Source organism: Dermabacter jinjuensis (assembly GCF_902381725.1).
GTDB lineage: Bacteria > Actinomycetota > Actinomycetes > Actinomycetales > Dermabacteraceae > Dermabacter > Dermabacter hominis.
Genome location: NZ_LR698963.1, coordinates 645,706 through 670,536 on the forward strand (window position 1 = coordinate 645,706; position 24,831 = coordinate 670,536).

Genomic DNA, 24,831 nt, shown 5'->3' on the forward strand with positions numbered 1-24,831 from the left:
TTTCGTTTTTTCCGTGTCATTTTTTGAGCAACCGGCCACTTAAGTCCCGCAATGTGTCTAGGCTTCTGTGATAACTGAGTCACAGAGCCGCTTCTCGTTCTTCCCTTGGCCCCGGCCCGGCGCGTTGCAGATCCCGGTGTTCTCGGTTTGATTCCTCGCAGTTTTATTCAAAGGAGAACACTGTGTCCCCAGGCTTTATGCGCAAAGTTCTTGCCGCGTTGTCGGTGAGTGCTGTCGCCGCGGGTTTTGCCGTCCCGGCAGCGCTCGCTGCACCTACCGATGACCACGAATCAGCGTCGGCGATCTCGCAGATTCAGCGCGCGGCGATTCAGAAACAGCGTGAGAAGCGGGGCACCCGCCCCGTGTCTAACGAACGCGTGCGCGTCGTCGTCATGCTGAAGGAGCAGCCGTCGGCCCCGAGCGAATCCGGCGAGAAGAGCCGCCTTTCGAACCAGGCAAAGTTGCTTGAGTCGTGGAAGGCGAAGTACGGCCTGAAGGTGGATCGACAGTTCGGGTATCTCGTCAATGGCTTCAGCGCCGAAATGCCCGAGGGCAAGATCCAAAACCTCGCGACCGAGAAGCAGGTCGCCTCGGTGCGCCGCGAGCGCGTGTACTACCAGAGCGAGTACTCGGCGCGTGAGCTCCAGGGTGTTGCCCAGGCGTACAAGGACTTCGGCGTTGACGGCGAGGGCACGGTGATCTCGATCATCGACTCGGGTGTGTACGCCCAGCACCCGGATATGCGCCTTGACGACGGTGTCTTCAAGAACGCAAAGATCACGAGCATCAACCCCGAAGCGGCCGGCAAGTTCAATGAGAAGGTGCCGACGGGCTACAACTACGCGGACGACAACTTCGAGGTCATGGACCTCACCGATTCGCAGCACGGCCAGCACGTCGCGGGTATTACCGCGGCGAATGGCTCCGAGGGGGACACCCCTGACTTTGCCTCGACGGGCCGTATCGATGGCGCAGCACCCAATGCGCAGTTGCTTGCGATGAAGGTCTTTTCGAACGACCCGAAGAAGTCCTCGGGGGCGAATGATGGCGACATCATCGCCGCGATCGAGGACTCGGTGAAGCTCAAGGCCGATGTCATCAATATGTCTCTTGGCAGCCCGAACGGTGTCCCGGATCTTTCCGACGGCGCCTATGAGGCCATGAAGAAGGCCCGCGAAGAGGGTGTGATCACGCTCGTGGCCGCCGGTAATGAGGGGCAGAACTTCTCGCTCGAAGGTGGGCCGGACGACGTGCTTGGTCGCCTCGATGACGGTACGGCGGGCAGCCCCTCGACGAATGATTCCGCGTTCTCGATCGCCTCGGTGAATAACTCGACGCTGAGTGTTCCGCTTGTTTATTTCGAGGCGAACGGCGAGCGCACCGATATCGGCTACCTCGAGGGCGTGGGTGAGCCTGACGCGAAGCCTCACCCGTATCAGTACGTGGGTCTCGGCCGCCCGGAGGACTACAAGGACGGCATCGACCTCAAGGGCAAGTACGCGCTCATTTCGCGCGGCGAGATTTCGTTCGCGGAAAAGTTCCAGTACGCCCTTGACCACGGCGCGGAAGGCGTCATGGTGTTCAACAGCGATGGCGAAGAGGGGTACCGCGGCATGGCGGGCATCGACAAGTTCAAGACCTTCGGTGCGGCCCTCACGAACGAGCAGGGCCACCAGCTGATCGACGCCCTTAAAGCAGACCCGAACGCGACGGTCACCTTCACGGACCAGATCAAGCAGGATCCGGCTCCCGACGGTCTCGAGCCGAGTTCGTTTACCTCGTGGGGAACCCCGAACGACCTGTCATTCAAGCCGCAGCTCGCGGGTATCGGCGGCAACGTGTACTCGACCGTCGGCGAAAACGAGTACGAGAACATGAGCGGCACGTCGATGGCGACCCCGAATGTCGCGGGCCTCAGCGCGCTTCTCACGCAGAAGTTCGAGGAGCGCTTCCCGGACATCACGGGCAAGGAACGCGTTGAGCTCATCGAAACGTCACTCATGAACACCGCGAAGATCCTCGAAAACGAGGACGGCACCCCGTACCTCCCTCGCCAGATCGGTGCGGGTCTCGCGGAGGTCGATCGCGCGCTCGCAACTGACGTCACCGCTACCGTCGACGGCGAGGCAGCCGTCGCACTGAAGCAGATCAACGGGCCGACGACCTTCACGGTCACGCTCACGAACCGCGGCGATCAGGACCGCACGTTCAGCATCCCCGCACAAAAGGTGCTCGGGGAAACGAATGAGGCGGGAAAGCCCACTCTTGCCACGGTCTCGAATGAGAGCCTGGCGGCGTCGGCCTCGAACGTGACCGTGCCCGCGGGCGGAACCGCCACGGTGCAGTTCACCCTCACCCCGCACACCGCTGCGGGTAATCACTTCATCGAGGGCTGGGCCCAGTTCAAGGGCGAGAATGGCGCGCTTGACATTGCCGTTCCCTACCTCGGTTTCGTGGGTGACTGGAATGAGGAGAACATCATCCAGGAGCCGGGCAAGCCGTGGATCGAGGATGGCCCCGCCGACAACACGAACCTCGTGGGTTCCCTCGGTGAGGCCACAACCCAGCTCAACAACCCCGATGAGAAGCCGCTCGCGCTCTCCCCGAACGGCGACGGCGTTCTCGACACGGTGACCCCGGGCATGCTGCTCATGCGTAACGCGGATGAGGTCGAATACGAGATTCTCGACGCGAACGGCAAGGTTATCGCGAGCCTCGGCAAGGATGAGATGCTGCGACGCATGATCGGCTCGAAGGTGCCGACCGCGTTCGACGGCGACCTCACGTTCATGGGCCGTTCGTTCGACGGCACGCTGTGGGATAAGTCGACGGGTAAGCAAACGCCCTTTGCCGACGGCTCCTATACGTTCCGCCTCAAGGCACGCATCGCCGAGGGTTACGAGCCGCAGATCACGGACCTGCCGTTCACGGTGGACACCGCGGCACCCACGATCGACATTCTCGACAAGGAGCCGGGCCGCGTGCATTTCACGGCCGTCGATAATCAGGGCGGCACGGGCATCCTCGACGATCCGATCGTGCTCGACGCGAGCGGGGAGCAGCTTACGGTCGAAAAGCAGGCCGACGGCAGCTTCGTCGCCACGTTCGATCCGGCAACCCCGTACGTCACGGTGGGCGCCGTCGATCGCGGCTTCAACGAGGCCTCCACTATCGTCACGTTCAGCGATGCGCCTTTGTTCGTCAACGTGAACGGGCACAGCATCCCCGAGGGGGAGAGCGCGTACGTGGGTAAGGATTCCGACGGTGCCCTCGAAGTGTCGGGCGTTGTCCAGGGCGAGGTTTCCCGCGTCACCGTGAATGGTGAGGACGCGAAGATTACCGATGGCACGTTCGAGTACGTCGATAAGGCCTACAAGGGCCCGAACCCGTACACGCTCGAGGTCATCGCCTACGACGCTTCCGGCAAGGAGGTCGCACGGCGCACGATCACGGTCGAGCAGGACGCGCAAGCGCCCACCATCACGATCGACAAGAGCGCGCTCAACGACAATGGCAAGCTCGTTGTGGGCGAGGACGGCAGCTTCACGCTCTCCGGCACGATTACCGATGAGCGCGAGAATGCCAACCTGAAGGCGTGGATCTTCAACGAACCTGTCGAGGTCAAGCCGGATGGCACCTTCACGTACACCGAGAAGGTCGATCCGAGTGTTCCCGTCGTGACCGTGGTGGCGAGCGATGGCGCCACTGAGGGCACCCTCGATGTCGAGATCGAGGGCCGCGAGGCGCCCGCCCCCGAGGAGAAGCCCGAGGACAACGGCTTTGCTCGCCCGACCTACGACATCGAGACGTGCAATGCGGAAGAGAACTGGTGCGATATCAGCTCGAAGAGCGAGGGCGTAAGTGAGGATGGAAAGACTCTCCACCTCACCGGCAAGATCCAGGATCCCGTGAGCTCGATCGAATTCATCCCGACGTCGCGTGCGAAGGACGGCACGATCACGAGGAACGAGCCGATTGCCGCAACGATCGAGGGCGACACGTTCAGCGTTGACCTCCCGATCGACGTGGGAATCATCGATTTCCACCAGATCGTGAAGGACGACAAGGGTGAGGAGCAGTTCAGTGGCTCGTTCCGCCTATGGGTGGATATCAAGCCGCCGAGCCTCCACTTCACGGAGCCTGGCCTCGTGGGCGGCACGCTCTACACGAACACCGATGACGTCACCTTCAAGGGATCGATCAGCGATGACGGTTGGGGTCACTACCTTGCGATCAACAACGAGTACCTGACCGACTTCGTGCGGCACAACCACCCCGGTGAGGAGGTTAATCGCCAGGAGTTCGAGCACCTCGTCACCGTCCGCGACGGCGACAAGCTCCTCGTGTACTCGAACGACTCGATGGGCAATGAACTCGTTGCGATCATTCCCGTCGTTGTCGACAAAGAGGCTCCCACCGTTGGCATCGACACCGTCAAGGACATGGAGGTGATCCGCGACCAGCGCGAGCTCGAAGCGTGGGGCGAGGATCCAAACCTCGCCAACGTCGCGGTGAGCCTCAACGGGAAGGAGATCTACAACGAGGACACCGAGCTGACGAGCAAGGCCGCAACGATCGACGGCGTGCTCGCGCCGCCCGAGACGACCGACGGCGATAATGCTGGCGAGGTCGCCCCGAACAGCGTGAATGCTGAAGAGGCGGCTTCCGATGCAGGCGATAGGAGCGTGCCTGAGCCGACGACCGTCGTGGATGGCACCGAGACAAGCACCGCGCAAACCCGGCTCGGCACGAGAATCAAGACGGCCGATCTTCCGGTTGGTTTCTACACGGCAAGCGTGAAGGCGACGGATCTTGCCGGCAACGTCACGACGCACACCACGACGTTTATCGTCGACGACGATGCCGTGATCGAAGGACCCGACACGGTGGCCTTCGAGGTCGAGCACGGTGCGCTCGCTGACCAGGCAGCCGCCGCGAAGACGGTGCTCAGCCACTTCACGGTGACCGACGACGGCTCGGCGTTCAAGGACGGCGACACGACTCTCGCGCTCGCTCCCGGCACGGTTCTCGTGCCAGGCGAGCAGAAGGTCACGCTCGTCGCGACGGATGCCGACGGCCGCTCGGTTGTGCGAGTCGTGACGGTGACCATTACCGAGAAGCAGAAGGCGCCCGAGCCCAGCACTCCGGAGAACCCGGCGAACCCGGGCGATGACGCTCCCGAGCGCCCCGCGAACCCGGATACCGATGGCGGGAGGAACCCCGGTAAGCCGCCCGTGAAGGGTGGCAGCGAGGGTTCTCAGGCCCCGGGTAAGCCCGACGGTTCCTCGGCCGAAGGTCCGTCGAGGATTCCGTCGAAGGATGCCTCCTCTCATCGCGGTTCGCATATGCCGCGCACGGGTGCGGAGATCGCGGCTACCGCGGGTGTTGCGGCGCTCATCGTGCTCGGTGGCGTGGTGGCCGTCGTTGTTGCTCGCCGCAGAGGCGGCAAGTAGGGAGCAGCGAATGGAGAACAGGGCTGTGATGGTGTAAGGCCCTGATGTGGCTCGGAAACGGGCCGAGAAATGGTGGGGTGCTGGAGGCCGGCAAGCGTCGGACTCCGCACCCCACCTTTTTCCCTTTGAATTGCATAGGGGTTGTGGGGGTTATTCCGCCCCGCCCCTTTGGATTGCATAGGGGTTGTGGGGGTTATTTCGGTCTGGCCCGGTCCGCTCCGCCCCGTCCTGCTCCGGTCCGCCCCGGCCCACTCCGCACCGCCGGGTGGTTCAAACCCCCGTTAGCCCTATGCAATTCGAAGTTGTCGGTCGCCCAAACCCCCACAACCCCTATGCAATTCAAGGGGGGAGGGGTTGTGCCGCCCGACACACGCCACCTCGATCTGTACGCATGAACGCACTTTCACCGATGCTGTGCGGTAAAATTTGAGGGTTGAGAGTGGTCGAGACTCGCTCAGCGGCCCGCAAACGGCCCTGAGAGGCCACGGGCCCCCACGGTGGGCCTGGTCCCCTACACAGGGGTCGTCGTGGTTTACGGGCCCTCGATCCTCACACCCGGGCTCAACCGACCCGGCGTTGACCATCAAGGAGATTCCTTCGTGAGCGAAGCCCAGGAAAACGCACCGCATTACGACGCCTCGGACATCACCGTCCTCGAAGGCCTCGAGGCGGTTCGTAAACGCCCAGGCATGTACATCGGTTCGACTGGCGAGCGCGGCCTGCACCACCTCGTGTACGAAATCGTCGACAACTCGGTTGATGAGGCGCTCGCGGGCTACGCGAGTGAGATCACCGTGGACGTCCTCGAGGACGGCGGCGTGCGCGTGATCGACGATGGTCGCGGTATTCCCGTGGCGATGCACCCCACCGAGAAGAAGCCCGCCGTTGAGCTCGTGCTGACGGTGCTCCACGCGGGCGGCAAGTTCGGTGGCGGCGGCTACGCGGTCTCGGGCGGTCTGCACGGCGTGGGCTCGTCCGTCGTGAACGCGCTTTCGAAGCGCCTCGAGGTCGAAATTAAGCGTGACGGTTACGTGTGGCGCCAGCAGTACACGCACGGCGTGCCGAACGCCCCGCTCGAAAAGGGTGAGGAAACCACCGAGACCGGCACGAGCGTGACGTTCTGGGCCGACGGTGACATTTTCGAGACCACCGAGTACGAGTTCGAGACGCTGCGTAAGCGTTTCCAGCAGATGGCCTTCCTCAACAAGGGCCTCAAGATCACGCTCACCGATCACCGCCCGGTCGAGGATCCCGTTGACGATGATCTTCCCGATCTCGACAATCTCGACCAGGATGTCGACGAAAACGATGGCATCAACGATGCGGCGCGCCCCACCGAGGCTGGCGCCGACACCGCGGAGAAGCCCAAGACGAAGTCCGTGACGTTCCTGTACGAGCAGGGCCTTGAGGATTTCGTCAAGTACATCAACAAGCAGAAGCGTGCCGAGGTGATCCACCCGGAGATCATCAGCTTCGAGAGCGAAGACACCGACCACATGATCTCCGTGGAGATCGCGATGCAGTGGACCTCCGCGTATTCGGAATCGGTGCACACGTACGCGAACACGATTAACACGCACGAGGGTGGCACGCACGAAGAAGGCTTCCGCAGCGCGCTCACCGGCGTGATCAACCGCTACGCGCGAGCGAACAACCTCATGAAGGAAAAGGACGCGAACCTCACGGGCGAAGACATCCGCGAGGGCCTCACGGCCGTTGTGTCCGTCAAGCTCGGCGAGCCTCAGTTCGAGGGCCAGACGAAGACCAAGCTCGGTAACACGATCGCGCGCACGTTCGTGTCGAAGGTGATGACCGACAAGCTCGCGGACTGGGCGTCGGCCCACCCGAATGAGATGAAGACGATCGTCACGAAGGCGCAGTCGGCGGCCGCGGCCCGCGAGGCAGCCCGCAAGGCGCGCGATGCGACCCGCCGCAAGTCGCCGCTTGAAACGGGCGGGATGCCCGGCAAGCTTCGCGACTGCTCGAGCCGCAACCCCGCGATCAGCGAAATCTTTATCGTCGAGGGTGACTCGGCAGGCGGTTCGGCGGTTTCGGGCCGCGACCCGAAGACCCAGGCGATCCTCCCGATCCGCGGCAAGATCCTTAATGTCGAAAAGGCGCGGCTTGATCGCGCTCTCGACAACGCGGAGGTGCGTTCGCTCATTACGGCGTTCGGCACGGGCATTGGTGAGGATTTCGATCCCACGAAGCTGCGCTACCACAAGATCATCCTCATGGCGGATGCCGACGTTGACGGCCAGCACATTTGCACGCTTCTGCTCACGCTGCTGTTCCGGTACATGCGCCCGCTCATCGAGCTCGGGCACGTCTTCATCGCGATGCCGCCGCTGTACCGCCTCAAGTGGACGAACGCGCCACACGAGTACGTGTTCAGCGATGCGGAGCGCGACCGCAAGCTCGAAGAGGGCCGCGCGGCCGGTAAGCGCATCCCGAAGGACAACGGCATCCAGCGCTACAAGGGTCTCGGCGAGATGGACTGGCGCGAGCTGCAAACCACCACGATGGACCGGGACCTTCGCACCCTCAAGCAGGTGACGATGGACGAGGCCGCCGACGCCGACGCGGTGTTCAGCGTGCTTATGGGTGACGACGTCGATGCGCGTCGCCGGTTCATTCAGGAAAACGCGAAGGACGTGCGCTTCCTCGATATCTAAACCGGTGCCCCGAGGGGTAAGCAGCGGTTATTGAGAGAGCATTCACGCGAGGAAGAGTAGGGGAGAAGGACATGAGCGACGAGAACATCGAGGACCAGGGCCCGAAGAGCGCCGAGGATCTCGAACACGCGATCCCGCAGGGCCTCACCACCACCGTCGACGCGATCGACGAGGATGAGGGCGATCAGATCTTCCAGGTTGATCTGAACAAGGAGATGCAAAAGAGCTACCTCGATTACGCGATGAGCGTGATCGTGGGGCGTGCACTTCCCGATGTGCGCGACGGCCTCAAACCCGTGCACCGCCGCATTGTGTACGGCATGTACGACGGCGGCTACCGCCCCGAGCGTTCCTTCAGCAAGTGCGCGAAGGTCGTTGGCGAGGTTATGGGTAATTACCACCCGCACGGCGACTCCGCGATCTATGACGCGATGGTGCGCCTCGTGCAGCCGTGGAACATGCGCTATCCGCTCATCCTTGGCCAGGGTAACTTTGGCTCCGCGGGTGACGACGGCGCCGCCGCCTCGAGGTACACCGAGTGCAAGATGTCGCCGCTCGCCCTCGAGCTCGTGCGCGACATCAACGAAGACACCGTCGACATGACGGGCAACTACGACAACACCGTCGACGAGCCCGTGATTTTGCCGGCGCGTTTCCCGAACCTTCTCGTGAACGGCTCGGCCGGTATCGCCGTGGGTATGGCCACGAACATCCCGCCGCACAACCTGCGCGAGGTGGCCTCTGCCGTTCAGTGGCTGCTCACGAATCCTGAGGCCACGAAGGAAGAGCTTCTCGAGGCGTGTATCGAGCGTATCCAGGGCCCCGATTTCCCGAATGGCGCGACGATCACGGGTCGTAAGGGGATCGAGGAGGCGTACCGCACGGGTCGCGGCTCGATCACGCAGCGTGCCGTCGTCAAGACCGAGGAGATCAACGGGCGTCTCGCGCTCGTCGTGACCGAGCTTCCCTACCAGGTCAATCCCGACAACCTCGCGCGCAAGATTGCGGAGCTCGTCAAGGCCGGCCGCCTCCAGGGCATCGCCGACATCACCGATGAAACCTCCGGTAAGACCGGCCAGCGCCTCGTGCTCACCCTTAAGCGTGATGCTGTGGCGAAGGTTGTGCTCAACAACCTGTATAAGCAGACGCAGCTTCAGGAGAACTTCTCCGCGAACATGCTCGCGATCGTCAACGACGTGCCGCGAACCCTCTCGATCGACTCGTTCGTGCGTGAGTGGACGAAGCACCAGATCGACGTCATCGTGCGCCGCACCCGCTTCCGCCTGCGCAAGGCGGAAGAGCAGATCCACATCTACCGCGGTTACCTCAAGGCGCTCGATGCCCTCGACGAGGTCATCGCGACCATTCGCCGCTCGCCTGACGTGGACGAGGCTCGTACGGCCCTTATCGCGCTTCTGGACATCGACGAGATCCAGGCGAATGCGATCCTTGCGCTTCAGCTTCGTCGACTGGCTGCCCTCGAGCGTCAGAAGATCACGGAGGAGCACGATCGTCTCGCCGCGCTCATCCTCGAGTACGAAGAGATCCTTGGCAGCGAGCAGCGCCAGCGCGAAATCGTGAGCGAGGAGCTTGAGGCGATCGTCGAGAAGTACGGCGATGAGCGCCGCACCCAGATCGTGCCGTTCGATGGCGATGTGTCCGTTGAGGATCTCATCCCCGAAGAGGACATGGTCGTCACTATCACGCGCGGCGGCTGGGTCAAGCGGACCAAGACCGACGAATACCGTGCGCAAAAGCGTGGCGGCAAGGGCGTGCGCGGTGCGAGCCTGCGCGAGAACGACGTCGTGGATCACTTCTTCACGACCACGACCCACAAGTGGTTGTTGTTCTTCACGAACTTCGGCCGCGTGTACCGCATCAAGGGCTACGAGCTTCCCGAGGCGCCGCGCGACTCGAAGGGCCAGCACATCGCGAACCTTCTCGAATTCCAGCCTGATGAGACGATCCGCTCCGTGCTCGTGATCGGCGGCTACGACGAAGCCGAATATCTCGTGCTCGCCACGAAGCACGGCATCGTGAAGAAGACCGCGATGAGCGCGTTTGATTCGAACCGCAGCGCCGGCCTGATCGCGATCAACCTGCGTGAGTTTGAGGGGCCCGACGGTTCCCTCGTCACCGATGAGCTTGTGGCGGCTCGCGCGGTCAACAGTGACGATCACCTGTTGCTCGTCTCGAAGAACGGCCAGAGCGTGCGGTTCCCCGCTTCCGACGACGTTTTGCGCCCGATGGGCCGCGTCACGGGCGGCGTGACCGGCATGAAGTTCCGTGGCGATGATGAGCTTCTCGCGATGGATGTCGCTCACCCCGACACGTTCGTGTTTACCGTGACCGATTCCGGTTTCGCGAAGCGTTCCTCGATCGACGAGTACCGCGTGCAGGGCCGCGGTGGCCTTGGCATTAAGGTGGCGAAGCTCCCCAACGACCGCGGTCACCTCGTGGGCGCCGCGATCGTTGAAGAAACCGATGAAGTATTCGTGCTCATGGAGAAGGGCAAGGTCGTGCGGTCCTCCGTCGCGGGCGTGCCGTCCAAGGGCCGTGACACCATGGGCGTTGTCTTCGCAAAGCCCGACCAGAAAGACTCGATCATCCTCGTCAACGTGTTCAAGGAAAGTGAGCCGGATGACGACGAGGCCGACGAAGCTGGCAGTGATGATGCCGGCGATGCCGTAGTCTCGGACTGATCGAATGAGCGAGGAGAACACCGTGAGTTCCACTAGCGACGATAAGACCCAGCCGATCGCGAAGCAGGGCGGGCTCGAACAGAGCGCCGAGTCCCGCAATGCCACCGACGCGCTTTCGGAGGGCGTCACGAGCCGCATCGACGCGATCAAGAGCGGCGAAGGCGAAGCGCCGAAGTCGACCTCTCGCACCAAGAAGAATGCCCAGGCACCCGGTGCCCAGGAGGCACACGTAGGTGGCGGGCAGAGCTATGGCGGAAAATCCGCCGGCCAGAACCGTGGCGCGAACCCCGGTCAGCCGAACGGTGCGCCGATGGGCGCCCAGCCGGCGCCGCGTAGCCGCACGACCCACCAGCCTGCCGGCCGACCCGTTCCCGGCGCCCATGACGCCGCGCAGGCGCAAGAGGTGCCGCGCCAGGGAGGTCGCCGCGTTAAGCTCACGCTTTCGCAGCTTGATCCGTGGAGCGTCATGAAGCTGTCGTTCCTCGTGGCGATTGCGTTCGGTATTGCGCTCGTGGTCGCGGTGGCTCTTCTGTGGCAGATCGTCGATGCGATCGGCTTGTGGGATCAGATCAACCAGATCGGTACTGACTTCAACAGCGGCAAGCCGCTGCCGTTCTTGGAGTACTTCGAGTTCTCCAAGATGCTTTCGTACTCGGTGATCGTGGCCGTCCTCAACGTCATCCTCATTACCGCGCTCGGTACGCTGTTTGCGTTTCTGTACAACATCGTGGCCTCGCTGCTCGGCGGCTTGAAGGTCACGCTGACGGATAATTAATTCCTGTCGTGAGGAAAGGGCCAGGCTTTTCGGAGCCTGGCCCTTTTGCAATGGGTCGCGCGGATCGCCCTCGCGTACCTGCTGTTTTTGCGGCGCCTGGATGATCTTCAGGACAATGCCGAGCGGAAAGCACGCTTCACTGATAGTCCAATCGAGCTTAGGTACCGAGAACACGGTCTACGAAGGCGACCGGATGGAGTTTCCGGATCCACGTGGCGGGAAGTTCAGTTACATCGTTACTCGGGTGGTCGCTAACGATTTACCTGGCGGTCCTGATTGAGGCGCATGGCCATGTCTGTCCCTAAGCCTGTCGAGGGAAGGCTACGCTTCGTCGTCGAGCTTGAGGAGTTTGTTGTACTGTTCGTCGCTAATGAGCTTGTTTCGATGTGCTCTCACGACATCGTCCCAGGTTCCGGGAGGGTTGGGGCCGCCATCGTCGAAAATGTGCTCAGGTTCGGGCTCTGGCAGGTACTCCCATCGCGAGAGTTCATCCATGAGCTGTCCTTCGCTGATGTATCCGAGGTGGTAGCGCTGGGCGATTTCGTAAGGGTCAGCTCCGCTGAAGCCCTTGGTGGCTTGTGGCGCCCGCGATGCGTGTGCAAGACGGGTCGACACTGATGGCTGCGCCATTTGGGCTGCTGCTGCCATATCGACTTGTCTCACGCCGTCTTGTGCAGCTTGGATGAGGGCGCGTTGAAGGTCGAGTTCTGCGATGTCGCGCGCGATGCGCGCTCGTCTAATTCTCTGACGAGCATTCATGAAACCCACCCCCAATATAGGTTTGTCTATATTTTAGGAGACGGCTGGCGCACGCGCAAGGATTTCGGTGGCGTCGATGTGCCGGTTGGAGGGACAAGACGCTCGTGCGGGACGTGAAGCTGGTGATGTTAGAGATTTAGCTGCGCTTGGCGAGTGGCTTAGTAGTGGCCAGCGGCCACATCGGCAACTTTGGCGAGCGCACTGCGTTCCTCCCCACCGGGTCCATTTGCTCTTGGGGGTCCGTCGGATCCTCTCGGCGTGGTGGTTAGTCCAGCCCGCGAGCTTCGCGCTCGTCGAGGATTGCTTCGTACAGCTCTTCGCTGAGGTAGCCGTACGAAAGAGCTTCCTCCACTTCGGCCCAGGTTCCTGGTGGAGGAAGGGGACCGTCATCGAAAATATCCGACGGTTGCGGGAACGGGGTGAAGTTCCACGCCACGAGTTGGGATTTGAGGTCTTCGCTGGAGATTTGACCGGCGGCGTAACGTTCGCAGATTTCCAGCGGCGATGCGCCGGCGAAACCGCCGGGTGGGAACGCGATGTCGCGCATCTGCTTGAGGTGCTGCGAGACGGCCGATTGCGACATGCGGGCTGCGCGCGCAATCTCCGCCTGGGTCTTCCCCTGCGATTTAGCGATGAGCACACTTCGCTTGAAGTCGAGATCGGCTAGGTGCTGCATGCCCCGGGCGCGTGCAACGGATTCGAGTACTGATGGCATGCCCCACCTCCGAAATATTAGTGTACTTATATCTTGGTGTTAGGCTGCCCCTTTGTCAAGCGCTCGTGCTTCATCAGGTGGACGGGGTACGTATGTAGTGGGCAAGAAAATGAACAGTGTCTTCGCAGTAACTTCGAATTCTTCAGCCGAAACCGACAAACCGTCGAAGGATCTCTTCAAAATCGCCTACCCAGCCCATTTTCGAGCATCGCGTGGCGCTCGGGCGCGGCATTGATATGTTGAACGACCTCAGTGCCGAAGACCCCCACGACGCGCTCACACTTGGCGACCTGCTAAGCAAGGCAAGCGTCGGGCCTGCTTGGCCGTACCAGCCTCCCCCTCGTCGTCGCCCGCGCCGATCTGCTCGAGGATGTCGCCGGAGATGACTGGTAGGTGGACGTCATCCTCCCAATGCTCGAACTCGGCCGAGTGCGCCTGCGTGACCTCGCGGGGTTTTCCGTGTTTGACGGCGGGAGCCGAATCCTCCGTGTTATCCGCGCGAACGCTGATCCTGAACGTAAACGCGCCTGACCGTCGGTGCCCCGTCGGTCGCGTCGTGTGGCATGCCCTACACGTGCCACTAAGCGTTTGTGTGAGGGGCCTGAACTGGGTTAGAGTGTTTCTTCGTTGGAGTTGCGCAAGTTGCTCCAGGAGGGCCTATAGCTCAGTCGGTTAGAGCGCTGTCCTGATAAGACAGAGGTCGCTGGTTCAAGTCCAGCTAGGCCCACTCAACGAACGGAGGCACCGTGAAGTATCTACGCGCACTTCTCATGCTCATCGCCTCCACCGCCGTTGGCCTCTTCGCCTGGCGGAAAGTTGAAGAAAAACAGTTGAGGGATGATCTTTGGCAAGACGCCGAGGAGCAGACCCGCTGACATACCGGGGGCTATGGCGCAATTGGTAGCGCACCTGCTTTGCAAGCAGGGGGTTACGGGTTCGAGTCCCGTTAGCTCCACAAATAAAACCCCAGGAAGGCCTAGAGCCGGCCTGGGGTTTCTTCATGCCTTGATACGCGTGACCGGTGGTGCCAAACCGAGGTGGTAAATCCTCGGAAATTGGGTGGCAAATCCCCGTATAGAGAGTGGCGAATCCCCGGAAATAGGTTGGCAAATCCTCGCTTTTTCTGCATGGAGGCGCATAGAATAGGCGCATGAACTCGGTAAACACCCACATTCCCCGGCACGCGGTGTCGATTGCGCGGGAGATCCTCGAGGACTCGCCTCTGCTCGTTGTGCAGGGTGCGCGTCAGGTGGGGAAATCAACGCTCGTGGGGCAGGCTGTTGATCCACAACGCGCTCATATGGTCACCCTCGATGATCCACTTGAGCGAGCGTTCGCGGAAGCGGACCCGGCAGCGTTTTTACAACAGGCGCAAGGTAAGACCCTTGTAGTCGATGAGGCGCAGCGCGTTCCGGCGCTCGCACTTGAGTTGAAACGCACGATCGATGCCGACCGGCGCCCGGGACGATTCGCGATCACCGGGTCGTCCGATTTGCTGCGCACCCCTGGTGTCTCTGATTCTCTCGCGGGTCGCGCGGAGTTTCTTCGCGTGTATCCGCTTACGCCGGGCGAAATTATGGAACGGCCAGAGCCCGAGGATTGGGTCTCGTGGATTCTTGATGACGCGGCGGGAGCAAATGCCGGCAACGTCTCGTACTCCGGGGGCGATGAGCTTCGAGGCATGGTCCTCGCTGGTGGCTACCCGGTTCCCGTGCAGCGTGAAGGGGAGCGTCGCAAAGCGCGGTGGTTCGATTCGTATGTCACTTCGCTTGTCGAGCATGATGCACCTCAGCTCGCTGGAGGCCAGTTCCCTTCCCAGTTGCGAGCACTCTTGCGGCACGTCGCGGAGCAGGGGCAATCGGAACTCGTGAAGGCGAAAACCGCACGGGCTTTCGGAATCGGCGAGACGGCACTTGGGGAATATCTGGCACTCGTTGAACGCATGTACCTTCTTGATGTCACGCCCGGCTGGGGGGTGGGTTTCACGAATCGCGTGGTCAAGCGCCCGAAGATCGCCGTGGCCGATTCCGGTCTTGCTGCCTTCTTGTCTGGCCTCACGCCCGAAAAGGCGCGCGTCGCGGGCGGCGCGGAGCTTTTTGGGGCCACGCTTGAATCTTTCGTAGGGACGCAGCTTCGAGCGCAATCGACCTGGTCACGGGAGCGATTCAGCCTCCACCACTATCGCGAACGGGATAAGGAGATCGACATTGTTGTTGAACTTGCCGATTCTCGGTTGATTCTTATCGAAGTGAAGGCGGCGGAAACCGTGACGGAACGCGCGTGGAAAAACCTTGATGTGGGATCAGCTCCCTTCAAGGATCGAGTCGCGGCGCGCGTGGTGCTGTACTCGGGAACGCGCGCAGTCACCATGAAAAACGGAGGAGTCCCCCTCCACGTTCTGCCGGTTTCGAGTCTTTGGCAGCATCCTTAAAACAGCCCATTTCGCCACGAGAAGCCCCTACATAGGATTACCCCATGATTACGAATCAGAACGACGAGCAGCGGAGCGCAACCGCAGCCGCCCCGGAGCCGACGTTTTCGCGCTTTGATATGGGGAACTCGCGCGTGAATCTCGACCGTGCGACCGGTATCGCCGCGGAGCTTGAAGACAAAGCCCTGGCGCATAAGCTGACCAACGGTCGCTAAGGTACGCCAGGGCTTTTGCACCGCAGCATCAGGCGGGATGCATCTCAATTAGAAGTAGGTCACGCACCACGGCTCACGGCGGCGCTGCAGGAGAATGCCGAGCTTGTCGACCGCGTCCTCGTCACCGCGCACCCAACCCACCGTTTCGAGGGCCTGGATGTTGACGCCGCCGAGGAGAGTCGAGCCGAGAGCCGGAACATCGATCTCGACCTGCGGCTCGCCCTCGTAAGGCTCGCACGTGCCCTTGCCGTCCTTCACGGTGAGGCGCCAGGTGCCGTCGGCAAACCCCATCGAGTCCACCACGCGGAAGGTGACGTCGCCCTCGGTGTAGTAGTTGCGGGCCTCGAGCAGCGCCTTCGGATCGATCACGCGCAGCCACAGGAAGTCGTTGTGCTCGTTGATCTGGTAGCGGCGGCGATCGGCGAGGGCCCAGGGGAGGTGCTCGTCGTTGCGGGCGTTGTTGAAGCGCACGCGGCGCACGAGGTCGAGCGAGCCGAGGAACGCCCACATCGCGATGCTCGCGTCGGTGTTGCAGGGCACGAAGTCGATCACGTCGAGGGCGCCGCCGCGGCTTTCAAGGCGCCACGTCGCGTAGCCGTCGAGCTCACCTTTCTCGTTCCAGTGGCCGATCGCGCGGGTCTTGTTGTTGGGCTCGCGCGTGGGCTTGTCGATCGAGCCGTTGCGGATCTCCATTTCGGGCGCGCAGCGATTGATTGAACCGGTTTGGCGCGCGTGGAACTTGTCGAACACGAAGCGGGAGGCTTCGGCGAGCTGCGTGACGTCGATGTATTCACACGTGCCGGTGATGGGCGCGGAAACGCTGAAGCCCGAGCCGGCATGCAGTTCAACCGACGTGCTGAAGATTGCGGGGCCGAAGCCGAAGCGCCCGTAGATCGCGGCTTCGGTCGCGGTGAGGGCGGCAACGGCGAGGCCCTTCTTCTTCGCCTCGGCGAGCGACTCGGTCATGAGGGTCGTCGCGATGCCCTGGCGGCGGTGGGAGGCGAGCACGGTGACTTCGCTGATCTGGTGGCAGTCGATGACCTTGCCGCCCACGTTGAGTTCGCCCGTGTAATCCATGAAGGTCGCAACGGGAACATCCTTGCCGAGACCGTACTTGCGGCGGTCGTCGTCGAGAACCGTGCGGGCGGTCGCCTTGCGTTCCGCGTCGATTTTCAGCTGGTGTTCGAGGAACTTCTGCGAGGGGTAGGGGTCGTGGAATCCCTGCTGGACGGCGGTGAGCCAGGCGGGATACCAGGGGTGGTCGTCGGGATTCGAGCTCGTGACGTGATGGGTTTCATACTTGAGATTCACGCGAGTGACACTAGCAAAGTAGGGTTTGGAGGATCTGAGGCCAAAAACGGGAGGTGTCATGGCTGCTTTAGTTTTTGATTCCGTCTCATTCTCGTTTTCCTCGCGTCCGCTTCTTGAGCGCGTGAGCTTTCGCGTGGGTTCGGGGGAGCGCGCGTGCCTCGTGGGTCCGAACGGGTGCGGCAAAACGACCCTTCTTCGGCTCGCACTCGGGGAACTATCGCCCGAAGGTGGTGCGGTCACGTGGGAAGGAATGGGGTCCGACGCTTGCCAGCCTCCGTCGGCAGAAAACTTCACGGGGCGCGTAAGCGAGTATTTCGATGAGGCACTCGCGCCCGTTCGTGCCCTTTCTGCGAGATTCGAGCAAGTTACAGCGCACATGGCGGAAGCTGCGGGTGAAAGCTCCGGTGACGTGCGCGAATATGACGCGCTGCTCGCGGAAATGACCGCGCGCGAAGTGTGGTCGCTTGAGTCACGCATCGATGAAGTGCTTGCGGGGCTCGGCCTTCCGATGCTCGCTGGGGAGGGCCGCGAACGTGAAGTGGTAACACTTTCCCCCGGTCAGCGCGGGAAGCTCCCGCTCGCGGCGATGCTCATCGCGCGACCCGAGGCGCTCATTCTCGACGAGCCCACGAACCATCTCGACGCGGAGGGCGTGGCTTTTCTCGCGCGCACCGTGCGCCAGTGGGAGGGGCCTGTTCTTATAGCGAGCCATGACCGCGCGTTCATCGAGGACACTGCGACGGCGATTTATGACCTCGACGTTGCGACGTGGCAGGCGCTCGCGACGGCCGAGGGGCACGAGCTTCACGGCGTGTATCGAACCTCGGGCTCGTATTCGAAGTTCCTGGAGGCGAAGCACAAGGCCCGCGAGGCACATGCGCAGATTCACGCGGCGCAGCAAAGCGAAAAGCGAGAGATTGGCGAGCACCGGCACGCGGCGGGGGCGATCGCGAGCGGAGGGGTGCGTCTTGCAGAGGCGAGCGGTAAGGCAAAGAAGTTCTTTGCCGATCGCGCGCAAGCCACCTCAACTCGGCGCACGCGCAACGACGACATGAGACTTGAGGCGCTTGAGGAGCGAGAGGTGCGTCGGCCCCGTTCTTACGACTTGACGTTCCCGCTCGCGCCCACGCAGAACGCCGCTGGCCTTGCCCTTTCCACACGCGCCGCCGCCGTTGAAGGCCGCTTGGCGCCGCTCACCCTCGACTTGTCTCGCGGCGAGCACTTGCTCGTCACGGGCGGTAACGGCGCCGGCAAATCAACGCTCCTCACCTGGATTGCCACGGGCGAGCCGCCTGCGAGCGCGAGTGCACACGGTTCCGTGTCGTGTGATCGGCCCGTGGGATTCGTGCCGCAACGCCTGCCGCGCATGGGCGATCCAGGCTTCACGCGCGAGGTGTGGACCGAGGGGATCGGGGAGCGCGGATCGGGAATGCTGCACCCCTCCATGTGGCGCACGCGCGTCAACGAGCTCTCCGCCGGAAATCAACGCCGTGCGCAGCTTGCCCTCGCGCTTCACGAGGCGCCGTCGTTCCTCGTGATCGACGAGCCCACAAACTACCTCGACCTCGACACCATTGAAGCGCTCGAGCGAGCCTTGAGCGAATGGACGGGGACGCTCATCATCGCGAGCCACGACCGCTGGCTCATCGACCATTGGGAGGGGCGGCGCCTCGAGCTTCACTCTGCGCAAGCATGAGTCTGAGGACGCCCGACCCGATGCCGCCTTCGTTGGCCTCGCGCGTTTTCAGCCTCGAGCTAAGATCCACGCGCTAGGGCCGCCAGAAGCTCTTCACGTTCGCTTTCGTGGCGATTTGGTAGTCGATGAACTTTGCGAGCAGCTTGTAATCGAAAGGTTTATTCCACGGCTGGCGGGCGAGCATTGCGGTGCGGTCGGTGTCGCGCTTTTCCATGAACTCTTCGAAGTGTTCCATCGTGGCTTTTTCGGGGGAGACCGACATGTGCAGTTTTGCTGCCGAGAATCCCACGATGAACGTGCCGTGATGCGTGAACATGGGCGTGCTCCACGCGATTCGCCTCTCGAGCTCGGGGTAGGTGTTCTCAACCCAGTCGAGCACTTCGACCATGCGATCGCGCTTAGGACCCTCGGGCACCGTCTCGAGGAATTCCGTCAAGGTTGTGATCGCCATGCCTCCACCCTAGTGGGGGACGCAGTATCGACGTGCCACACCGTTGCGCCTCTTGCGATCGGCAACACGCGTGGCTCGGCCCCGCCACGTGAGGGAGTGCCGCGCATGTGCGCGCCGCAGGGCCTGACGGTTCCTTACCTGCTATGGCCTAAGGGCCCTGAAGTCTCGCTGACCTGGGCGTACTGTTAATGACAGCATTATTCTTTACGGCGCGGCTGCCCGGTCGCGGGTCATCAGCGCCTTGCCTAGAGAGTTGGAGCCTTGAAGAGCGAACTTCGCGCCCACCCTGGGGCGCCTTTTGTGGCAGCGTGTCTAACTTTGTTGTTGATGTTGGCGGGGATGGTGAGCTTTCCGTCGGCGGCGGTGGGGGAGCCGCAAGCCGTGAACCGGCAAGTATTGAAGTGTTATGTGGAGGGGCGCTCCCACATGTGCGAGGAGGGGCAGCTCCGGGCGCTAGTGGAAGAAGCGGGCACGATCCCGTCGCGGATTGAGATCGGCAATGGCGCTGACGTTGAACTATCGAAGACGCTCGTGATCCCGGCGGGGGCGGACATCGAGTTTGTGAATACTCTTCGGCTCCCCTTCGGTGATTCGAGAATCATCCGTGCCGATGGGTCTTTCACCGGCAGCCTTATTAGGGTGGAAAAGGGCGCGAAGCTCACGCTTTCGCAAGATCCGAGTAGCAACGATGAGCGACTCATTATCGACTCGCGTGCCCAGTATGAACACGTGGTCAAAGGCTCGTCGTTCGCCCCTACTGTGGATGTGCGCGGCGAACTTGTGATGAACGAAGGAAGCATCACGGGGGCGCGAAAGCTTACGGGGAGTTATGAAGGCGCGGTCACCGTCACGGGTGAAGACGCGAAATTTACCCTCAACGGTGGTTCGGTCACGGACAACCAGCGAAAACTCGGTTCCGCATCCTCCACGCAGTACGGTGCCGCGAACGTGGCACTTTACAAGGGCGCGACGATGGTCATGAACGGGGGAGAGATCTCCAAGGGCCGAACGGAAACCTCTGACGCCTACGGCGAAACGGGTGGCATCGGCGTTTTCGATGGCGCTCACCTGACCGTGAACGGCGGGAAAATTACTGACAATCACGGCTGGGTTGGCAATATCAACGCCTTCAATTGGCAGCAGTCCGTGTGCTCTAAGGAGGACACTGCGGCAACGCGCGCACGCGTCGATATTAATGGCGGTGAAATCTCCAACGGCAGCGCCGCGTTCGGTGGCGGCGGCATCAATGTCTTTGGCAACGCCGACGTCACGATGAATGGTGGCACCATCAAAGATAACTACGCATCGAACGGTGGCGGCGTAAACGCCATGGATTTGTATGTGTGGGGAGCGAGCGGTACCTGGGCTGAAGTTGCTGGTGACGGAAAAGCTTGCGGTTTTACTCCCGAGGAATGGACGAAGGTCTCACCGGGCAGCTTCACGATGAACGGCGGCTCAATCACGGGCAATACTGCCTCTCGTACCGGGGGCGGCATCAACGTGGTGTCAAACGGCGTGCACGTGAACGCGGGCCTCATCGAAGGCAATGAGGCAAGGCAGCAGGGCGGTGGCGTCTACATTGCGACCAAGTCGTATGCCGCTCATTTCAAGGACGCTCTTATCACCGAGAACGAGGCAACTTCGGATAGGGGAGTGGCCTTTGGCGGCGGTATTTGGCTTTGCCCAACCGGCAATCTGACGATGCACGTGACGAACGGCGCCGCGGTGTTTGAGAACATTGCGAGCCGGGAGCGAGCCAGTGACCAATGGGGCGATGACATTGCCCATGACAACTACGGGACCGCAAGCAAGGCCGGTGTGCGCTTGGATTCGCGCATGCTTGGTGGCGGAATTCCCGCGTACTACAAGGATGGTTCGTACTCGTCCGATCGCTTCGATCCCGAGAACCCCGGGAAGAAGCAGGTGTTTGACGGGACCGCGCGGGATTCTGATGATTCGAGCGACTACCGAACGTCGATCTCGAACGAAGGTTTGAAGACAGTCGCGAACGCTCAAGCGAAGGATGCCGCACGGTCGTGGGCGCGACTCACCATTTCGAAGAATAAGGCTCCACGCGGGGGCGGAATCGGGTCAAACGGTGGCGTGGTTTTCGGCACCCCGGAATCCACCACTATTGAGGTGAAGAAAGAGTGGAAGGGGTCCGACGGTAGCCAGCTTGCGAGTGAGTCTACGGTTCCGGTCAAGGTCCAGCTTTGGGCTTCGGTTGATGGCGAGAAGTTCCCCGTGGGCCACCCCGTCACGTTGAACGGCGAGAACGAGTGGAAGTACACGTTCACGGATCTGCCGAAGTCAAAGACCGTTGACGGTGAGCAAGTTCCCGTCTCGTACACCGTTGAGGAAGTAGCGGTTGAGGGCTTCACCTCGAAGGTGACTGGTGACGCTGAGAAGGGCTTCACGATCACGAATACGCAGACTCCGCCGACACCGCCCACGACCGAGGTCTCGGTGAACAAGGTTTGGAAGTCGTTTGATGGTGAGGATCTTGATCCGGTGTTGACGATGCCGGTGAAGGTTCAGTTGACGAAGACCGTTGACGGGAAGACAAGCCCCGTTGGCGAGCCGGTCGAGTTGAATGCCGAAAGCGGGTGGACGCATACGTTCAAGGATTTGCCTGAGTGGCAGCTTGTGGACGGTAAGAAGGTTGACATCGCCTACTCGGTTGAGGAGCTTGAGGTCGACGGTTTCACGTCGAAGGTGACTGGTGACGCTGAGAAGGGCTTCACGATCACGAACACTCAGACACCGCCGCCCGTCACGTCGGTTGATGCGACGAAGGTGTGGAAGTCCGCCGATGGCAGTGTGCTTGATGCGGATTCCACGGTGCCGGTGAAGGTGCAGCTCTTGGAGTCGACTGTCGGTGAGAAGTCGCCGGTGGGTGATCCTGTTGAGCTGAATGCGGAGAACGGCTGGAAGTATTCGTTTAACGATCTTCCGCAGTGGAAGCTTGTTGACGGCAAGAAGGTTGATGTCACTTATTCGGTTGAAGAGCTGAATGTTGAGGGCTTCACCTCGAAGGTGATGGGCGATGCGGCAAGTGGTTTCACGATCACGAATACGCAGACCCCGCCTCCGTCGACCCCTCCCACACCACCGTCGACGCCTCCCACACCACCGGTCACGCCGCCGGAGCCGCCGTCAACACCGCCCGCGCAGGCAACGCCCGGGGAGCCTCGTCTGCCACTGCCTCGCACGGGTGTTGAGGTAGGCGTAGTCGCGGCCCTGGCATTGGTCTTCATGGGAATCGGCGTGGTGCTGGTCGAGCGTCGGAAGGCTTAAAACCAGTGGGTGTATAGCGTTCTGAACGCACGTGGCTCCCGGAACTCACATGAGTCCCGGGGGCCATTTGCGTATTTTCCCTGGGACGTGTCGCGCTTGGCTGGAGTGGCGCAATTGCGAGCGGCGAAATCCTTTACGGTAGGTGTTGTGCCGGATAGTGAGGCGATGCCTCGGCATCGAGCGTGCGACTCCCACCACCGTCGAGGCTCTCCTCGAGTACACGTGGCTTGGGCGGACCGGACCGCCACCAGCAGGTACTGCAAAAGTAGAATATGTTTGCGGCGCGCTCCTACGGCGTTATAGGCTCACCTCGAGCGTTTCATATGAGTAACATTCGTTATTGAGTTGCGGGCGACGTTTTGCGATGTACTTCTGCGTGCTCGTTCTTGCTTCTCGTTACGGAGCCAATCTCATGCTCTTAAATCCCTTGAGAAATCACGAGAGGACCCCTCACTCATGGTTGAACGAAAGTCGCACGAGGCTTTTTATCGCAAGCCCTTGCGTATTGGATCAGCTGCTCTGACCCTGGCTCTGGTGACCAGCATGGCGCCGAGCTTCACCGCTAGCGGTCTCGACCGTGCCATGGCCGCACAGCCGGCTCAGACTGCACCGAGCTTCGCCCCGATGGCCAATGAGCCTGCACAGGACCAGATCATTGATGCTGACATGATCGAAAGCGGTCGCGTCACCAAGGCTGCCAACCTTACCGACGCTCACGGTGTTGGCAAGGGTCTCATCTCGGGTCACGTTTACCTGACCAGCCCCAAGGGCAACCCTGGCTCGACCATCGACAACGGCAACATCCCGATGGATGGCGTCACGGTCTACGCGCAGTTCCGCGACAAGGACGGCTCCTACTCGCCGATCTTCAGTGCGAAGACCCACACCCTCCCCGGTGTTGTCGGCGGTAACGGCGGTAAGGGCACCTTCGCTTTCGGTACGGGCAATAAGGGCATCACCTGGACCGATAAGTTCGGCAAAGAGCACACCTGGGCCGCACGTACTGACCAGAAGCACCGCATCTGGGTTGAGCCTTTCACCAACAAACGCGGCAACCGTGTCGAGATGTTCCGCCAGGCCAACGGTTTCGTGCCCGGTTCTTTCAATGGTTTGGTGGAAGCCCCGCTCGGCTCGTTTGCTGCGGCTGACGGCAACATCCAGCTGATGGCGGCGTTCCTGCAGGAAGCCGCTCCGAGCCACGAAAACTCGTATATGGTCGCCCGTGATGAAACCGGAGCCGCGAAAATCGAGCATGACTCGAACGGGTTCATCGATGGTCAAAATCCGTGGAACTCTGTTTCAGGTCGCGTGTGGCTCGAAACGGGTGGCCTGGACAAGGGCATTGTGGCCACGGGACCGAGCAAGAACACTGCCGACCCAGCCGCTGACGGCTACACCGTGTACGCGTCCACCCTCACCAAGGATGGTGCAGCGGCGAACCAGAAACTGCACGAGCAGTACAAGAACGACCCGGACAAGCTGGCTGAGGCCACCAAGAAGATGCTCGAGGACCACCCCGAGTACATCCTCAAGACCGTTTCTGGCACAACGGACGCGGAAGGTCGCTATACGCTGCGATTCAATGATGGTCAGACCGCCACACAGCAGTCGAGGGATAACCTCAACGTTGACCATATGTTCCTGTGGGTGGAAAACAAGGATGGTGTTGTTCAGCACGGTTACACCGGCTTCCACACTCCGGTCTTCCAGCGGTTCACAGCGGGTGGCAACTTCCGTCCTTCAGCGGTTCCTGCGCCGAACGTTCTTACCCCGGATATCTCGCGAAACAGGATTTACAACGTCAACTACGCGCTCATGCCGTATAGCCCGGTGTCGATCACGGCGGACTACAACGCAATCGACAAGCCGGCTGCCCCGGGCACCACGGTGACCCCTGAGTTCAAAGGTGACCTGTCGGATCTGCCGTCGAAGATTGAGTGGCGCGATAAGAACGGCAAGGTTGTCAAGACCTGCGATCTCGATCAGTCCAAGAGCGTTAAAGCTCAGGTTGCGGCGTGCACCTTCGGCATCCCCGCGGATGCAAAGAAGGGCGATATCTTCAACGTCGTCGTAGTCTCGGGCGGAAACGATGTCGCCGCATGGTCCGTCCTCGTGACCGACAAGAACCCCGACGCAGACATTTACGAGCCTGCGTATGAGGACAAGCTGGTTGTTCCTGGCAAGGAGACCAAGTCGTCCCCGTCGTTCACTGGCAAGGACGGTAGCTCGGCTAAGGCTCCTGAGGGTTCGGAGTTTAAGATCACTGACGGCTTCACTGCTCCTGAGGGCTATGAGGTCAAGATTGATGAGAACACCGGTGAGATCTCCGTTAAGTTCCCGGATAAGTCGAA

The 24,831-nt window shown here is 61.5% G+C and carries 14 protein-coding genes and 2 tRNA genes; 12 read left to right on the forward strand and 4 right to left on the reverse strand.

The genetic code is table 11. The annotated features are described in order from the left end of the window. Nucleotides 1-182 precede the first annotated feature (182 nt). The 4 genes from FXY94_RS02945 to FXY94_RS10965 all read left to right on the forward strand — a co-directional run bounded on the left by FXY94_RS02945 (nucleotide 183) and on the right by FXY94_RS10965 (nucleotide 11,605). On the forward strand, nucleotides 183-5,453 hold the full coding sequence (locus FXY94_RS02945; protein ID WP_016663532.1) for a S8 family serine peptidase: 5,271 nt from the start codon (nucleotides 183-185) through the stop codon (nucleotides 5,451-5,453). A gap of 599 nt (nucleotides 5,454-6,052) precedes the next feature. Further along, nucleotides 6,053-8,128: a DNA topoisomerase (ATP-hydrolyzing) subunit B gene (gyrB, locus tag FXY94_RS02950; protein WP_016663533.1), complete on the forward strand. Its 2,076-nt coding sequence runs from the start codon at nucleotides 6,053-6,055 to the stop codon at nucleotides 8,126-8,128. Nucleotides 8,129-8,199: 71 nt separating this feature from the next. After that, complete coding sequence (gyrA, locus tag FXY94_RS02955) at nucleotides 8,200-10,830, forward strand: DNA gyrase subunit A (RefSeq protein ID WP_016663534.1); 2,631 nt, start codon at nucleotides 8,200-8,202, stop codon at nucleotides 10,828-10,830. 22 nt (nucleotides 10,831-10,852) lie between these two features. Then, nucleotides 10,853-11,605: a DUF3566 domain-containing protein gene (locus FXY94_RS10965; protein WP_016663535.1), complete on the forward strand. Its 753-nt coding sequence runs from the start codon at nucleotides 10,853-10,855 to the stop codon at nucleotides 11,603-11,605. A gap of 321 nt (nucleotides 11,606-11,926) precedes the next feature. On the opposite strand, the gene FXY94_RS02965 is transcribed toward FXY94_RS10965, so the two are convergent. Together FXY94_RS02965 and FXY94_RS02970 are read right to left on the reverse strand one after the other, a co-directional pair. Next, the gene (locus tag FXY94_RS02965) at nucleotides 11,927-12,364 is read right to left on the reverse strand and encodes a hypothetical protein (protein WP_016663536.1); all 438 of its coding nucleotides are present in this window, start codon (nucleotides 12,362-12,364) and stop codon (nucleotides 11,927-11,929) included. 265 nt (nucleotides 12,365-12,629) lie between these two features. Beyond that, on the reverse strand, nucleotides 12,630-13,079 hold the full coding sequence (locus tag FXY94_RS02970; RefSeq protein WP_016663537.1) for a MarR family transcriptional regulator: 450 nt from the start codon (nucleotides 13,077-13,079) through the stop codon (nucleotides 12,630-12,632). Nucleotides 13,080-13,732: 653 nt separating this feature from the next. Between FXY94_RS02970 and FXY94_RS02975 the strand changes: the two genes are divergently transcribed. The 5 genes from FXY94_RS02975 (at nucleotide 13,733) to FXY94_RS10765 (ending at nucleotide 15,725) form a co-directional block, all read left to right on the forward strand. Continuing rightward, a tRNA-Ile gene (locus tag FXY94_RS02975) sits at nucleotides 13,733-13,806 on the forward strand. A 19-nt stretch (nucleotides 13,807-13,825) separates the two neighbouring features. After that, on the forward strand, nucleotides 13,826-13,954 hold the full coding sequence (locus FXY94_RS10970; protein ID WP_016663538.1) for a DLW-39 family protein: 129 nt from the start codon (nucleotides 13,826-13,828) through the stop codon (nucleotides 13,952-13,954). 7 nt (nucleotides 13,955-13,961) lie between these two features. Then, a tRNA-Ala gene (locus tag FXY94_RS02980) sits at nucleotides 13,962-14,034 on the forward strand. A 195-nt stretch (nucleotides 14,035-14,229) separates the two neighbouring features. After that, on the forward strand, nucleotides 14,230-15,510 hold the full coding sequence (locus FXY94_RS02985; protein ID WP_016663539.1) for an ATP-binding protein: 1,281 nt from the start codon (nucleotides 14,230-14,232) through the stop codon (nucleotides 15,508-15,510). 44 nt (nucleotides 15,511-15,554) lie between these two features. Continuing rightward, on the forward strand, nucleotides 15,555-15,725 hold the full coding sequence (locus FXY94_RS10765; RefSeq protein ID WP_016663540.1) for a hypothetical protein: 171 nt from the start codon (nucleotides 15,555-15,557) through the stop codon (nucleotides 15,723-15,725). 48 nt (nucleotides 15,726-15,773) lie between these two features. Here the strand turns inward: FXY94_RS10765 and FXY94_RS02990 are convergent, their stop codons facing one another. Further along, nucleotides 15,774-17,036, reverse strand: coding sequence for a GNAT family N-acetyltransferase (locus tag FXY94_RS02990; protein WP_016663541.1), 1,263 nt, complete (start codon nucleotides 17,034-17,036; stop codon nucleotides 15,774-15,776). A gap of 58 nt (nucleotides 17,037-17,094) precedes the next feature. On the opposite strand from FXY94_RS02990, the gene FXY94_RS02995 reads away from it, so the two are divergent. Further along, nucleotides 17,095-18,732 carry an ABC-F family ATP-binding cassette domain-containing protein gene (locus FXY94_RS02995; protein WP_016663542.1) on the forward strand — a complete coding sequence of 546 codons (1,638 nt, stop codon included), beginning with the start codon at nucleotides 17,095-17,097 and terminating at the stop codon, nucleotides 18,730-18,732. 73 nt (nucleotides 18,733-18,805) lie between these two features. Here the strand turns inward: FXY94_RS02995 and FXY94_RS03000 are convergent, their stop codons facing one another. Then, a complete protein-coding gene (locus FXY94_RS03000) occupies nucleotides 18,806-19,183 on the reverse strand; it encodes an iron chaperone (protein WP_016663543.1) in 378 nt (125 codons plus the stop codon). 426 nt (nucleotides 19,184-19,609) lie between these two features. On the opposite strand from FXY94_RS03000, the gene FXY94_RS03005 reads away from it, so the two are divergent. Further along, nucleotides 19,610-22,480, forward strand: coding sequence for a Cna B-type domain-containing protein (locus FXY94_RS03005; RefSeq protein WP_016663544.1), 2,871 nt, complete (start codon nucleotides 19,610-19,612; stop codon nucleotides 22,478-22,480). Nucleotides 22,481-22,936: 456 nt separating this feature from the next. Further along, on the forward strand, nucleotides 22,937-24,831 hold a 1,895-nt coding region (locus FXY94_RS10770), incomplete at its 3' end, for a YPDG domain-containing protein (protein ID WP_016663545.1).

Excerpts from the sequence above, each read along its gene's own strand:
- FXY94_RS02985 (WP_016663539.1), top strand. The coding sequence starts at position 14,230 with ATGAACTCGGTAAACACCCACATTCCCCGGCACGCGGTGTCGATTGCG.
- gyrA (WP_016663534.1), top strand. The coding sequence starts at position 8,200 with ATGAGCGACGAGAACATCGAGGACCAGGGCCCGAAGAGCGCCGAGGAT.
- FXY94_RS10765 (WP_016663540.1), top strand. The coding sequence starts at position 15,555 with ATGATTACGAATCAGAACGACGAGCAGCGGAGCGCAACCGCAGCCGCC.
- FXY94_RS02965 (WP_016663536.1), bottom strand. The coding sequence starts at position 12,364 with ATGAATGCTCGTCAGAGAATTAGACGAGCGCGCATCGCGCGCGACATC.
- FXY94_RS02970 (WP_016663537.1), bottom strand. The coding sequence starts at position 13,079 with ATGCCATCAGTACTCGAATCCGTTGCACGCGCCCGGGGCATGCAGCAC.
- FXY94_RS03005 (WP_016663544.1), top strand. The coding sequence starts at position 19,610 with ATGTGCGAGGAGGGGCAGCTCCGGGCGCTAGTGGAAGAAGCGGGCACG.
- FXY94_RS02995 (WP_016663542.1), top strand. The coding sequence starts at position 17,095 with ATGGCTGCTTTAGTTTTTGATTCCGTCTCATTCTCGTTTTCCTCGCGT.
- FXY94_RS03000 (WP_016663543.1), bottom strand. The coding sequence starts at position 19,183 with ATGGCGATCACAACCTTGACGGAATTCCTCGAGACGGTGCCCGAGGGT.